Genomic DNA, 12,487 nt, shown 5'->3' on the forward strand with positions numbered 1-12,487 from the left:
AGCAGTGTAATGTTCATCTTTAGAATTAATCGATACAGTTATGTCCAAGACTCCTAGATGAGACTCCGCAGTGCGACGAGCAATCTTTTCTGCGAGGAGCGTATGTCTCACCGAAATAGCTTGCAACGTGATGAGCACAAAGCAAGGCTTCCCTGAGCACGCTTCAACCTGCGAGGAGTGCCGCTTCACCGAAAAACTTGCAACACGACGAGCACCAAGCAAAGCTTCACCGAGTACGCTTCAACCTGCGAGGAGTGCCGCTTCACCGAAAAACTTGCAACACGACGAGCACCAAGCAAAGCTTCACCGAGTACGCTTCAACCTGCGAGGAGTGCCGCTTCACCGAAAAACTTGCAACACGACGAGCACCAAGCAAAGCTTCACCGAGTACGCTTCAACCTGCGAGGAGTGCTGCTTCACCGAAAAACTTGCAACACGACGAGCACCAAGCAAAGCTTCACCGAGTACGCTTCAACCTGCGAGGAGTGCTGCTTCACCGAAAAACTTGCAACACGACGAGCAATTTTTTCTGCGAGGAGCGTATGCCTCACCGAAATAACTACTAACGTGACGAGCACCAAGTGTTTTTCCACAGCGATGGACCAGCACTTACTCAGTTTCAGAAGTCTGGAGGAATTCCTGATAAAGTTACGTCGCAATTTTTATCGCATATAAAGGTCTGTACCCGCCAAAAAACGGCGGCTAACTGACCTTAAATGCCCGATTCTGTTCAACTGCGAGGGTTAAAGGGTAGCAAAATTTCAAAACTATTGTCAGCTTTGCCGGTCTTATGCATCCGGCGTCATAACCTCATTGTGAGGTGGGAGCCGGATTTTGCATGGCAATTAGGGACATTGAAAGATATTGACGCCACACCGCAATTTTCGGCAAATCCCATCGTTTACGCTAACACCCCTCATCATTCTTTTGTTAGAATAAAGTCAGTATCATTATCTTCATACATAAAGGAGGCCACCTATATGGACTACCGGATTGAAAAAGATACGCTGGGCGAGATGAAAGTACCGGCGGATAAATATTGGGGAGCACAGACACAGCGAAGTAAACAAAACTTCCCAATCGGCGGGGAGAAGATGCCATTCGAGGTGATACGCGCATTTGCGATACTTAAAAAAAGCGCCGCCAAAGCGAACAACGACCTTGGACTATTGGATAAACAAAAAGCAGATGCCATCGGTTATGCCGCTGATCAGATTGTTGAAGGGAAGCTGGACGATCATTTTCCCTTGGTTGTCTGGCAAACTGGGAGCGGCACACAGTCCAATATGAATGTGAATGAAGTCATTGCTTACGTGGGAACAGAATGGCTGAAAGAGCAGGGGAGCGATGTGATCTTGCATCCAAATGATGATGTCAATAAATCCCAGAGCTCCAATGACACGTATCCGACAGCTATGCATATCGCATTTGTTTTAAAATTGGAAGATCATGTCCTGCCTGCTGTAAGGACACTGAAGAACACCATGAATGAAAAGATGGAAGCCTTCCAGGATGTTGTTAAAATTGGCCGCACCCACTTACAGGATGCCACACCTTTGACACTGGGACAGGAAATCAGCGGTTGGCAGCGCATGCTGGAAAAATCAGAAACAATGATTTCGGAAAGCCTCCGTTATGTGAGGGATCTGGCCATCGGTGGAACAGCCGTTGGGACAGGCCTGAATGCGCATCCGAATTTCTCGGAAGCTGTCACAAAAGCCATCAGTGACGAAACCGGCAAAACATTTAAGTCTGCGTCGAATAAATTTCATGCGCTGACAAGCCATGACGACACCGTTCATGTCCATGGTGCCTTGAAAGGGCTGGCCGCTGATTTAATGAAAATTGCCAATGATGTGCGCTGGCTGGCCAGCGGACCGCGTTCAGGGATCGGAGAAATCACGATTCCGGCAAACGAACCTGGTAGCTCAATCATGCCAGGAAAAGTCAATCCGACACAGCCTGAAGCTGTAACGATGGCAGTAACTCAAGTCATGGGTAATGATTCAGCTATCGGATTGGCAGCTAGTCAGGGCAATTTTGAGCTGAATGTTTTCAAACCGGTTATTGCTTATAATTTCCTGCAATCATGTCAGCTGCTGGCGGACAGTATGCTGTCATTTGACGAACGTTGTGTGCAGGGCATCGAACCAAATTATGAACAAATTGAAAAGTATGTGCGCGATTCGTTAATGCTCGTAACCGCTCTGAATCCGCATATCGGCTATGAAAATGCCGCCAAAATTGCTAAACAAGCCTTTGCGGACAACACAACGCTTAAAGAAGCAGCGGTTGAACTTGAACTCCTAACTGAAGGGGAATTTGAAGAATACGTGAATCCAAAAGAAATGACTTATCCGAAATAATGCTAAAAAGCTCACTACACAAGGTAGTGGGCTTTTTTTGCGCCTTCATTTTTCAACAACATATAACGGACAGTAAATCCCGAAGAACGAGTCTTAACTGACCCTAAATGTCCGATTCGGCTCAACTAACATTCAGCGGGGAAGAACGTCCCGCTGAATGAAGTTTCGCTTTATCCCGCATGTAACGGTCAGTAACCTGCCAAAAAACGGCAGCCAACTGCCCGTAAATGTCCGATTCGGCTCAACTAACATTCAGCGGGGAAGAACGTCCCGCTGAATGAAGTTTCGCTTTATAAGCAACAATTACCAGCGATATTTCATGATAAGTTTTCGAGATCTGCTCACAATAATGCGTACAGGAGGTGATAAACATGGCAAACAACAACAGTCAAAACTCAAACCAGCTGGTCGTTCCTGGCGCAGAACAGGCTCTGAACCAAATGAAAACTGAAATTGCATCAGAATTTGGTGTTAACCTAAGTGCTGACACGACTTCCCGTGCAAACGGTTCTGTCGGTGGCGAAATTACAAAACGTCTGGTTCAGTCAGCTCAATCTCAATTCAGTGGACAACAACAATAATAATGAATGGCCTCACAAGGGGTAGACCCCCTTTAAGAAGAGGGAAGTCCTTATAGGGCTTCCCTCTATTTATTATGAATACATATTGGTATTTTTTACATCAAACGGCATTTCATACGCTATAATTTTGTTTAAAAATTCCAAGCTTTGCTTATCACCGTATACGCTGTTCTGTGTCGGCATCAAAGAAAAGTGACTTGTTCATGTCAAAGGCCAGTTCGATCTGCTCCCCGCCTGTAATGTCTGAGCGGGAATCGACACGTGCAATGAAATCCTGTGCGTCGACTTTTGAGTAGAGATAGGACTCGGCTCCCATCAGTTCTGCAACATCGATAGTTGCTGTTATTTTGGTTTCGGGTGAGGCATTGATGAAAGCCGGTTCATCATGAATATCTTCCGGACGAATACCTAGCACCACATCTTTATTGACATATCCCTGTTCGCGCAATACCTTCATTTTGCCTTCGGGAATTTTAATGTTTGTGTCGTTATTGTTAAAGTAACCATCCTGCAATGTGCCAGTCAGAAAATTCATCGATGGCGATCCGATAAACCCGCCGACAAAAACATTTTCCGGTTGGTCATATACATCTTTCGGGGCGCCGACCTGCTGGATGACCCCGTCTTTCATAACGACGAGACGTGTTGCCATTGTCATGGCTTCAGTCTGGTCATGGGTTACATAGATCGTCGTTGTCTGCAGGCGCCGATGCAGTTTTTGAATTTCGGCACGCATTTGGACACGCAGTTTCGCATCAAGGTTGGACAGCGGTTCGTCCATCAGGAACACTTTTGCGTCCCGGACAATGGCCCGACCCAGGGCAACACGCTGGCGCTGTCCACCGGATAAAGCTTTTGGCTTCCGGTCCAAATAACCTTCCAGCCCCAATATTTGAGCAGCGTTCTGAACGCGCTGATCAATTTCATCTTTTTTGAATTTGCGCAGTTTTAATCCAAAGGCCATGTTGTCATAGACGTTCATATGCGGGTATAATGCATAGTTCTGGAAAACCATGGCAATATCACGATCTTTTGGGGCAACGTCGTTCATTCGTTTTCCATCAATGTACAAGCCCCCATCGGTTATCTCTTCAAGTCCGGCAATCATCCGCAATGTCGTCGATTTCCCACAGCCGGATGGTCCGACAAATACGATAAATTCTTTGTCCTGGATCCCCAGATTAAAATCATCGACAGCCACCACATTTTTATCATACGTTTTTTGGATATTATCCATTTTCAGTTCAGCCATTTTGTCCCCTCCCAGTATGTAAGCGGTTTACTATAGTATAAAAGCAGGGCGCTCACTCGTAAATGGCCATCATGCACGAAAAAACCAAGCGTTTTTGTGCAACTTGTTAAACATTTGCCAGTAATGCCAAATAAACAGCTGATGCCTGGCGAAAATCCCGTATATCGATACCGGTTTTTTCACTAAATTTATCGAGCCGGTATTGCAGGCTGTTACGGTGCATGAATAATTCTTTTGCGGTCACTGAAACATTCAAATTGCAGGCGATGAAGGTTTTGACGGTATGGAGAAGGTCCCTGTCATTGATTGTCCTCGCTAGCGCAAATTGGATAATATCGGATCGGGTGTCGTCATCCACAAGGTCAATCAGCATGTAAGGAATCGCTTCAATATAGGTCACAACAGCTTTATCAGAATATTTACGGACGACAGCTGCGCCTTTGGTCAGTGACTGGTACGCGTTTTTTGCTTCTGGAAAAGAATTAATGAACGGCCCAACGAAAAAATGGATGTTCACGGACAAATCGCTCATTAAAACATCTATAATGGCTTCATACGAAATGGATTCGTTCAGGTTCTCTTCAATAATAATCCCTTCATGGTCATTTTCCCATAATACAGGGACCTGCTTCAGGAAAAATTCATTGACAGCTTCCTTAAAGGTGTGCGGATCGATTTGATCCCGTTGAAAGGAAAAATAAATAAAGCGGTATGGGATGGATGTGGTATCACTGGTATTACCACCGGTGATCAGGTACTGCCACGCTTTTTCTTCTGTTGTCATCTTCGGCGCGACAATTGAATGCGGGCGCAGGAAAGTATTTAATAATTGGCTGTCTTTTGCTGTCAGTTCCTGTTGATGGATACCGACCAGCTCATTATCTGCGGTCAAAAACCACTGATAGGCCTCTGGTTGTTCTTCTGTCAGATCCTGATACAAAACTAACGTTGAAAAAATTTTCCGTAATTGACGAATCATCAAAACACCACTTTCCCCGGTTCTTTTTTCTATTATAGCAATGAATATGCGGTAAAAAAATCAATTTTGCATTTTTCGGCTTTTTTCCTAATGGTATACAGTGGTTTAAACGTTTGTTATAGTGAGTCTAGACGAAGATGAAGGAGGATATAGCGTGGCTAATATTTATGATAGTGCATACGATCTGGAAAAAGCAATCCGCAACAGCGATGAATTCACCAGGCTAAAAAATGCTTATGATGCCGTAATGGCTGATGAATCTGCCAAAAGAATGTTTGATAATTTCCGGAATACACAAATGGAATTGCAGGAAAAACAAATGCAGGGCCAGGAAATTTCCGAGGAGGAAGTGGAAGAAGCCCGAAAAGTTGTCGAGTTAGTGCAGCAGCATGAGGATATTTCTGCTTTAATGGAAGAAGAACAGCGTCTAAATGTTGTCATCAACGATGTCAGCCGTATCATTACCCAACCGCTTGAGGAGCTATACGGTAACCCGGAAGCAGAGGCAGAAGAATAGATCAATCATAAGGTCCCGCAGACTCATGATGTTCTGTGGGATTTTTTTTGCGATTTTCACATATCAGCCTATTTCTTTTCAGATGCTAGAGGTTAGAAGTCGGATTGGAAGAAATCGGCGAGTTAGCCGATATTGAAAACTATTGAAAGCGTCGTCCAAAATTTCATCACCTTTCCTATCTTTCAAGGATGTCAGCAAACAAGCTGACCATATGGCTAAACAAATACTGGCTTCACCGATCACATCAATGCTGAAAACGAAAAATATTTATCACGGGAACAATATCGACACACTTAAATATTATCTGGAGGCGGAACGGAATGCCCAGTGGGACCTTCGCCAGGAATACGAGCGCCAGAAGGGTGTGCAGGCATTTATGGAAAAACGGAAACCTGATTTCCGAGCGGCGTGACCGGCCCCCTCACGACTATAATCGAATCAAATCGGAAAAAGGTGGCGCTATCTTTTAAAATAACGCCACCTTTTTGCTGCCACATACGATTATAGTTATGAACAGGGTCTGTTTTTACCGGTGAAACAGCACCAGCTTTGCTTCCGGTGAGACACAGCGGTGGGTATGTTCATGGTAACCTTCTTCATCGAGACGTTTCCTGCCAATTTGTTTCGCTTCATCGTTACCGGATGCATCGAATGACTCATCAAGCAATTTTTCGCCGGATTTATCAAAAACGGTTAAAAAATATTGCCTCATAACAAGAAGTCCCCTTCCATACGTTTTTGCTTTAGGCTCTTTTCGCAAATTTTGTTGCTCTTAAAGCCTCGCAGTTGATATAAAGTGCGACGTACTATGAAAACATATTTGAGTGCTATAATACCGCTACGGAAATACACTCCGCTTTCCGCGGGGGAGTGGTGAGCCTCCTCGGGCTGACCCTGTGGGGTCTCACCGATCTCCTACTTACCGCAGTTACGTCGCAGTTTATGGATTTTGTGTCAAAAACAACAATCTTTTAGCAAACAGCCTTGCTTTATGATATAAACATACCATAAAAGAGGTTGTTCAAAAAGTCCGGTAGAAATGACACGTCGAATTGGGATCGTCGACTAAATTCCGACACGTTCTGTGTCAAACGTCGAAGTCACCACACACGTGAGAAACGCAATGGCTTGTATTTCCGCTCCTTGGAAAAGATAACAGAATGCGCTTTCGCTGTGGGTTTTGCTGAAATAGCGGCTAAGGTGACACGTCATGCGATGGTTACAGGCAGCAGGGCATTCGCGATGACAGGGCGTTTCTCTGATGTCAACAAATTGTGGTCGCATTCCTGAAACAGACATGATAAACTGTTTTAAGATATGCCTTTAAAAGGATACATTCTTTTAGTCGGCGGAGTGGACGTACCGGGACAGGTCATGCCGATATTTGTTTTGTGTTAACACGGACGTCTGACGGAGGTATGTACCGCCATATTAAATGTTCAATAAGCATATGGAGGGAGTCCAATGCCAAACAGCCAGCACCCATCAAATGAAATGGAAAAATACGAGGAAACGCTCGAAAAATTCATCCAGGTAATTGCTAAAAATATGAACTTGTATGGGATTACGTCATCGATCGGACGATTATATGGTGTGCTTTATTTTTCAGACGAACCGATGACACTGGATGATATGCGTGATGCCTTGGAAATGAGCAAGACGAGTATGTCGACAGGTGTCCGCACATTATCCGACATGAAAATGGTCGAACCAACCTTTAAACGGGGGATACGGAAAGATTTATACCAATCAGAAGAAGACTGGTATAAGTCATTTACGTCATTGTTTGCCAATCGCTGGCGCCATCATACCGAGACAAATATTGAAGAAGCGGACGAGGCGATCGCCGAGCTGAGGAAGATAGCTAAGGAAACAAGTGACCAGACATTAGTGGATAAAATTGAACGGGATATCGACCGGCTCCAGTATGCAAAGGACTATTACAAATGGCTGATGCAATTCATTCAGGTCGTTGAATCCGGCAAGATATTCGACTATATTCCGAAGAACATTAATGAAACTGATAACCGCAGCGAATGACAGAACGACGCCCGTCATCTTTTCAGGTAGGATAAAAGGGGGAGAAATCGTGTTGAAAAAGGGGATAGGACATTACAATATCGGTGATCCATTTGATAATTTTATTTTAATCAAATCGTCTTCTCGGGGAGTGGCAAGTAACGGAAAAGCATTTTTAACATTAATACTGCGGGATGTTACTGGCGAAATCGAGGCCAAATTGTGGGATATTACAAAAGAAGATGAAGATGTATTCGTCCCCGAACAGATTGTGAAACTCTCCGGGGAAGTCAATCAGTTCAGAGGAAAACCACAACTTAAAATTTTTTCCATTCGGCCCTCCCAGCCAACAGATGGTGTTCAGGTATCTGATTTCATTGAAAAAGCTCCCGTCAGCCAGGAAGTGCTTATGGAGAAATTGACGGAAGCCATTTTTGAAATGACCAATCCATCTTTGCAGCGGATTGTTCGGGCATTGGTTAAAAAATATCAGGAGGCCTTACTGACGTACCCGGCAGCAGCGAAAAATCATCATTCATATGTGTCAGGATTGGCACATCACATTGTCAGCATGCTTGCATTGGCAAAAGACTTGCATGGCTTGTACCCGCAGACGAATAAAGATTTGCTTTATGCAGGTGTGATTCTGCACGATCTTGGTAAAGTGAAAGAACTTTCAGGTGTGGTCACCACGTCTTACACATTGGAAGGTAAACTGATCGGGCATATTCCCATCATGGTTGAGGAAATTGGTAATACGGCGAAGGAATTGCAAATTGATGGGGAGGAAGTGCTCATTCTACAGCACCTGATTCTTTCACATCACGGTAAAGCGGAATGGGGGAGCCCTAAGGCGCCAATAATCCAGGAAGCGGAGCTACTTCATTTAATTGATCTGATCGACGCCCGGATGAACACATTGAACCGTGCACTGGATAAAGTCAGACCGGGAGAATTTACTGAACGATTATTTGCGCTGGATAACCGATCGTTTTATAAACCAATATTTGAAGAAAAATAAGACAGACCGACTGTGTTGCAACAGGTATTTTTTTACCTGTCTACCCATATACATGTAGTAGATTCATGGACAAGGGGGGTATCGAATGATTCTCGGAGTGCCTTGGTGGGTATTTATGATGATACTCTTTATTTTTGTGAGCGGCTACATGGCTTTTCGGGCAATGCGAGCAGAACGCAGGCTTGAGCAGCAATATATTGCACAGGAAGGCAAAGTGTATATGGATCGGGTCGAGAAGGAACGCCAGCAAAAACAGGCGCGCAGACAACAAATGTCATGATGAAAAAACGGCTGCCCCGTTAAATGAGGGTACAGCCGTTTTTTATTTAAAAGATAAGCGAGTATAGAATGTTGGGCGACGTTTTCAATGCCGAAATCGCCGAAATCGGCTAACTCACCGATTTTTTCCAATCTGATTTCTACCTCTTCATCTGAAAAGACGCGTCAGCGTTTTTTCTTAACCTTGAGCTTGTCCGGCGTCTTGTTGTTCAAAAATATCTTCCAGACCTTCTGCCTGAATGTTAACATCCGAGTCTTCAATCAGCCCATTGATTTTTTCCTGAAGCCCCTGCACGTCGACACGCTGATTAATGATGTCCCGGCGTATTGTATCTTTGTTGTCTTCAAAGGAACCGATATCCTCTTCGGTCTCACGCTTGTCCGTTACTTGAATAATGTGAAACCCATGTTCAGATTCAACAGGATCGCTGATTTCATCCACTTCCATGCTGTAAGCAGCATCTTCAAAAGCAGGTACCATATCACCGGCTGAGAAGTAGTCCAGGTCACCGCCGTTTTGGGCAGATGCATCGTCAGTGGAGTATTCTTCTGCCAGATCAGCGAAATCGTCACCGTTATCAAGCTTATCTTTGACTTCATTTGCTGTTTCTTCATCTTCCACTAAAATATGTTTCGCCTCAATTTCCGTTTGCATCCGGTCATATCGCTTCTGCAAGTCGTCTTCTGTAATATCCATATCCTCGGCCGCTGCTTCTAACTGCAGGAGACTGAGACGGATTGTTCGATGGTAGGCTTCTTCATCCTGGAAGCCCTCCTGTTGCAGGAACATGTCAAATTGATCCCCTAATTGATCTTTCGTATTTTGAACCTCCTGATCCACCTGTTCATCAGTTACGTCATAGTGATCGTTTAACACCTTAAGCGTAACGATTTCACGCAGGACGTTCGGTCCGACCTGGTCTTTCATTTCTTCATAAAATTCTTGCTTGGACACATCGCCCGCATTTGTTTCAGCGACGGTATCGGGATCACCCCCGCCTGAATCACAGGCTGTCAAAGTCAGGATGCCGGCTGTTAAGCTTGCAGCAATCGCCAGTTTCTTCATTTGTGCACACTCCCAGTTCATTAAATCTTTTTTGGTTAGGTTATTTCATAAACATAACACATATTGTTGCAAAAAAAATAGACATATCCCTTATACTGTTGCATTTAGTACTTTTACATAGGAAGATACGAGTAAAACCAGAATCATGATATTAATGACACGAAACATGGAAGATTGCTTTTTTTCTTTTATTTCCATTTTCATGCAAAATTGATGCGTCAAAGAATTGAAGATAAACAATACAAAAAGGGCATAAAACGGAAAAATTAGTGTCATTGTCAAAAACCCCCTTCAAGGATACCACAACATCCATATTAAATACTGTATCAAAAGATGCTTGTGATGAACAGTATAAATTTACTTTTTCAGGCGGATGTTCAAAGATAACAACCATGCAGGCAAAAAAATAAACCGGCTAACCAGCCGATTTATTGTCACTATTTACGAGGATTGTAATTTCGTTATTACTGTTTTCGATATAGGAGCGCTTTGGTGCTTTAGAGATATAGAGAATATATAAAAAGTCTGTGAACGTCATGGCCATATGGACGGACGTAAATATCAGGAAATACACATAGTATTCACTGAACAACCAGGCCCCCATGATCCCGGGAATCGTAATGAGCAGGGTGGGCGCCCCCGCCGCAAGTAATGACGCTTTTTTTGTCAAATGTTTTTTTGTATAATAATTAACAATAGGAAAGAATAAGGTATTTCGTTTGAAAATCAGTCTTGCACGCTTATTCAGCATAATCAATGGTAAAATATGCATAGACGTATGCATAATGGGCATAAAAAAGATCGCTAAGATTAAGGGTATAATACCCGATTCATACAAATCTGCTGTTCCGTGCTTGACGGAAAAAGGTATATAGAGCAATATGAACGCCAGCAGACCGATCAAAAATGACTGCAAATACAACCTGTTCATCCCAAATTCCTTATTAAAATTGATGGTTTTCCAGCAATTCATTTTTGATCCCTCCCGTGTAAATGTCTTAACGCATCATAGTACGTTCTGTGTTAAAAATCAATAGGTTTAACTGAAAAATTTTTTTCGTTTTCTGCATGGCGAAGAGACCTGTCATGCCGGGAAACATGGAAGGTTGGAAAATACCAGTCTGGAGGTCTTATTGTTGGAAAATATCGAGTATCATGACACCATTCATTTTTACCTTCAACTGTTATCGAAAACGATTGATATGAACCGGTATCCATTTACAAGGATGGTTATCGAAACGCATTTGACCAGGGCGGAGTATGATGAATTAATGCAGTTGCTCAACAAGCTGCATCAACAGTATATGATGCAAAAAGAGGAAGGGTTTTTGGATTTTTCGTCTCTTTTAGTCCAGTTTGCTGGTATGCTAAATGAAAAATTGGATCCGAATACGGCTGTCTATGCTTTGAAAAAAGAAGGTTGTTATCCTTCTTTAATGGCGGAATTTATAAAAGTGCTGGAAGGGTGACCGGCCAACGACCAAGCCGGTCACAACAATCATAATGACAGGTCGGACAAGTGCGTTTTTCGCGTCAGTTTTACTTAAGGTGGTGGAACGAGGATTCAATTTGATTGTGGAACGCAATAATCTCGTTTAAATTGTCCAGCAGTTTGGGAGCGTGTGTATCGCAGCTAATAAGGTTCTGCTGTATTTTTTCGAGTGCTTCTCTTTGATGGAGGGTTGTGTTAATCCATTGATTTGCATAATGGCTCATAAACAATTTGAATAACTGACTGTTAGCTTCATATAAATCTTTCCGTACACCTTTTCTCCAAACGAGTGTGACCAGACCCGCATCGGACAGGGAACGGACACTTGTACTCATCGACGTTTTGCTCTTTCCCAGTGCTTCACTCATCTCATCCAGTGTTTTTGGCTGTTCCTGCAAGTATAAATAAACGAATAACCGCGCTTTGGACGGACTTAAACCAAACATTTCTATTGTTTTAGCAAACTCATTGATGACTTGGTATGTAACTGTTTCTGTTTCGTTAGTAGATTCCTGCATAAAAACCTCCTGAAAGCCCTGGTGCATAAAGCGTACCTCAAATTCAGCCAGAATCAAAATATGGGATAGATAAGTAAATAAAAGAAAATAAAAGGAAATCAAAGAACAAGCTGGCACAATTTTGTACAGTACAAACTGTACAAAAAATACATACAAAATCACCGGTATTTAGTATTTGAAATTTATAGTTACTAGTTATATAGTATTAAGAGTGGACGACACGAGATCAGTTAAATTCATACATAGACCGGACCAAATCGTTTTGGTTTGTTTTATGAATTTAATCTGATAGAAAAGTAGCAGGACTTTTAACCTTGTCATTCGTGTTGGTTTGGAAAAGGGCAGAACGGCTGTTGTGGATTGCTCACCGGTTTTGGGCAAGATTCATCAATGTGTT

General features: G+C 43.2%; 15 protein-coding genes. 8 read left to right on the plus strand and 7 right to left on the minus strand.

Annotated elements, in window-relative coordinates:
- Nucleotides 1-980: 980 nt before the first annotated feature.
- Nucleotides 981-2,366 (plus strand): class II fumarate hydratase, encoded by a 1,386-nt coding sequence (fumC, locus tag ACFQ4A_RS04675; RefSeq protein ID WP_382398077.1) that lies wholly within the window; start codon nucleotides 981-983, stop codon nucleotides 2,364-2,366.
- 371 nt (nucleotides 2,367-2,737) lie between these two features.
- A complete protein-coding gene (locus ACFQ4A_RS04680; protein ID WP_382398079.1) occupies nucleotides 2,738-2,947 on the plus strand; it encodes a small, acid-soluble spore protein, alpha/beta type in 210 nt (69 codons plus the stop codon).
- 154 nt (nucleotides 2,948-3,101) lie between these two features.
- On the opposite strand, the gene ACFQ4A_RS04685 is transcribed toward ACFQ4A_RS04680, so the two are convergent.
- Both ACFQ4A_RS04685 and ACFQ4A_RS04690 read right to left on the minus strand, forming a co-directional pair.
- Nucleotides 3,102-4,199 carry an ABC transporter ATP-binding protein gene (locus ACFQ4A_RS04685; protein ID WP_382398081.1) on the minus strand — a complete coding sequence of 366 codons (1,098 nt, stop codon included), beginning with the start codon at nucleotides 4,197-4,199 and terminating at the stop codon, nucleotides 3,102-3,104.
- A gap of 106 nt (nucleotides 4,200-4,305) precedes the next feature.
- Nucleotides 4,306-5,178 (minus strand): PucR family transcriptional regulator, encoded by an 873-nt coding sequence (locus ACFQ4A_RS04690; protein WP_382398083.1) that lies wholly within the window; start codon nucleotides 5,176-5,178, stop codon nucleotides 4,306-4,308.
- Between the two features lie 154 nt (nucleotides 5,179-5,332).
- Here ACFQ4A_RS04690 and ACFQ4A_RS04695 point away from each other — a divergent pair, with 154 nt between their 5' ends.
- Together ACFQ4A_RS04695 and ACFQ4A_RS04700 are read left to right on the plus strand one after the other, a co-directional pair.
- Nucleotides 5,333-5,695, plus strand: coding sequence for a YlbF family regulator (locus ACFQ4A_RS04695; RefSeq protein ID WP_382398085.1), 363 nt, complete (start codon nucleotides 5,333-5,335; stop codon nucleotides 5,693-5,695).
- Nucleotides 5,696-5,837: 142 nt separating this feature from the next.
- Nucleotides 5,838-6,107 (plus strand): enoyl-CoA hydratase-related protein, encoded by a 270-nt coding sequence (locus ACFQ4A_RS04700; protein WP_382398087.1) that lies wholly within the window; start codon nucleotides 5,838-5,840, stop codon nucleotides 6,105-6,107.
- A gap of 114 nt (nucleotides 6,108-6,221) precedes the next feature.
- Here the strand turns inward: ACFQ4A_RS04700 and ACFQ4A_RS04705 are convergent, their stop codons facing one another.
- Nucleotides 6,222-6,407: a YhzD family protein gene (locus ACFQ4A_RS04705; RefSeq protein ID WP_382398089.1), complete on the minus strand. Its 186-nt coding sequence runs from the start codon at nucleotides 6,405-6,407 to the stop codon at nucleotides 6,222-6,224.
- A gap of 752 nt (nucleotides 6,408-7,159) precedes the next feature.
- On the opposite strand from ACFQ4A_RS04705, the gene ACFQ4A_RS04710 reads away from it, so the two are divergent.
- The 3 genes from ACFQ4A_RS04710 to ACFQ4A_RS04720 all read left to right on the plus strand — a co-directional run bounded on the left by ACFQ4A_RS04710 (nucleotide 7,160) and on the right by ACFQ4A_RS04720 (nucleotide 9,015).
- Nucleotides 7,160-7,735 carry a GbsR/MarR family transcriptional regulator gene (locus ACFQ4A_RS04710; protein ID WP_382398091.1) on the plus strand — a complete coding sequence of 192 codons (576 nt, stop codon included), beginning with the start codon at nucleotides 7,160-7,162 and terminating at the stop codon, nucleotides 7,733-7,735.
- Between the two features lie 52 nt (nucleotides 7,736-7,787).
- The gene (gene yhaM, locus ACFQ4A_RS04715; RefSeq protein ID WP_382398093.1) at nucleotides 7,788-8,735 is read left to right on the plus strand and encodes a 3'-5' exoribonuclease YhaM; all 948 of its coding nucleotides are present in this window, start codon (nucleotides 7,788-7,790) and stop codon (nucleotides 8,733-8,735) included.
- Between the two features lie 85 nt (nucleotides 8,736-8,820).
- Entirely contained in the window at nucleotides 8,821-9,015 is a 195-nt protein-coding gene (locus ACFQ4A_RS04720; RefSeq protein WP_382398095.1) for a sporulation YhaL family protein, read from the plus strand.
- A gap of 177 nt (nucleotides 9,016-9,192) precedes the next feature.
- On the opposite strand, the gene ACFQ4A_RS04725 is transcribed toward ACFQ4A_RS04720, so the two are convergent.
- From ACFQ4A_RS04725 to ACFQ4A_RS04735, 3 genes are all read right to left on the minus strand, one after another.
- Nucleotides 9,193-10,080 (minus strand): peptidylprolyl isomerase, encoded by an 888-nt coding sequence (locus ACFQ4A_RS04725; protein ID WP_382398097.1) that lies wholly within the window; start codon nucleotides 10,078-10,080, stop codon nucleotides 9,193-9,195.
- Between the two features lie 90 nt (nucleotides 10,081-10,170).
- Nucleotides 10,171-10,356 (minus strand): hypothetical protein, encoded by a 186-nt coding sequence (locus ACFQ4A_RS04730; protein WP_382398099.1) that lies wholly within the window; start codon nucleotides 10,354-10,356, stop codon nucleotides 10,171-10,173.
- A 139-nt stretch (nucleotides 10,357-10,495) separates the two neighbouring features.
- Complete coding sequence (locus tag ACFQ4A_RS04735; protein ID WP_382398101.1) at nucleotides 10,496-11,053, minus strand: DUF3267 domain-containing protein; 558 nt, start codon at nucleotides 11,051-11,053, stop codon at nucleotides 10,496-10,498.
- A 163-nt stretch (nucleotides 11,054-11,216) separates the two neighbouring features.
- Here ACFQ4A_RS04735 and ACFQ4A_RS04740 point away from each other — a divergent pair, with 163 nt between their 5' ends.
- Nucleotides 11,217-11,549: a DUF1878 family protein gene (locus ACFQ4A_RS04740; protein WP_382398103.1), complete on the plus strand. Its 333-nt coding sequence runs from the start codon at nucleotides 11,217-11,219 to the stop codon at nucleotides 11,547-11,549.
- A gap of 70 nt (nucleotides 11,550-11,619) precedes the next feature.
- On the opposite strand, the gene ACFQ4A_RS04745 is transcribed toward ACFQ4A_RS04740, so the two are convergent.
- A complete protein-coding gene (locus ACFQ4A_RS04745; protein ID WP_382398105.1) occupies nucleotides 11,620-12,090 on the minus strand; it encodes a GbsR/MarR family transcriptional regulator in 471 nt (156 codons plus the stop codon).
- Nucleotides 12,091-12,487: the final 397 nt, after the last annotated feature.

The sequence above is a fragment of the Lentibacillus salinarum genome (genome assembly GCF_042679865.1).
GTDB lineage: Bacteria > Bacillota > Bacilli > Bacillales > Amphibacillaceae > Lentibacillus > Lentibacillus salinarum.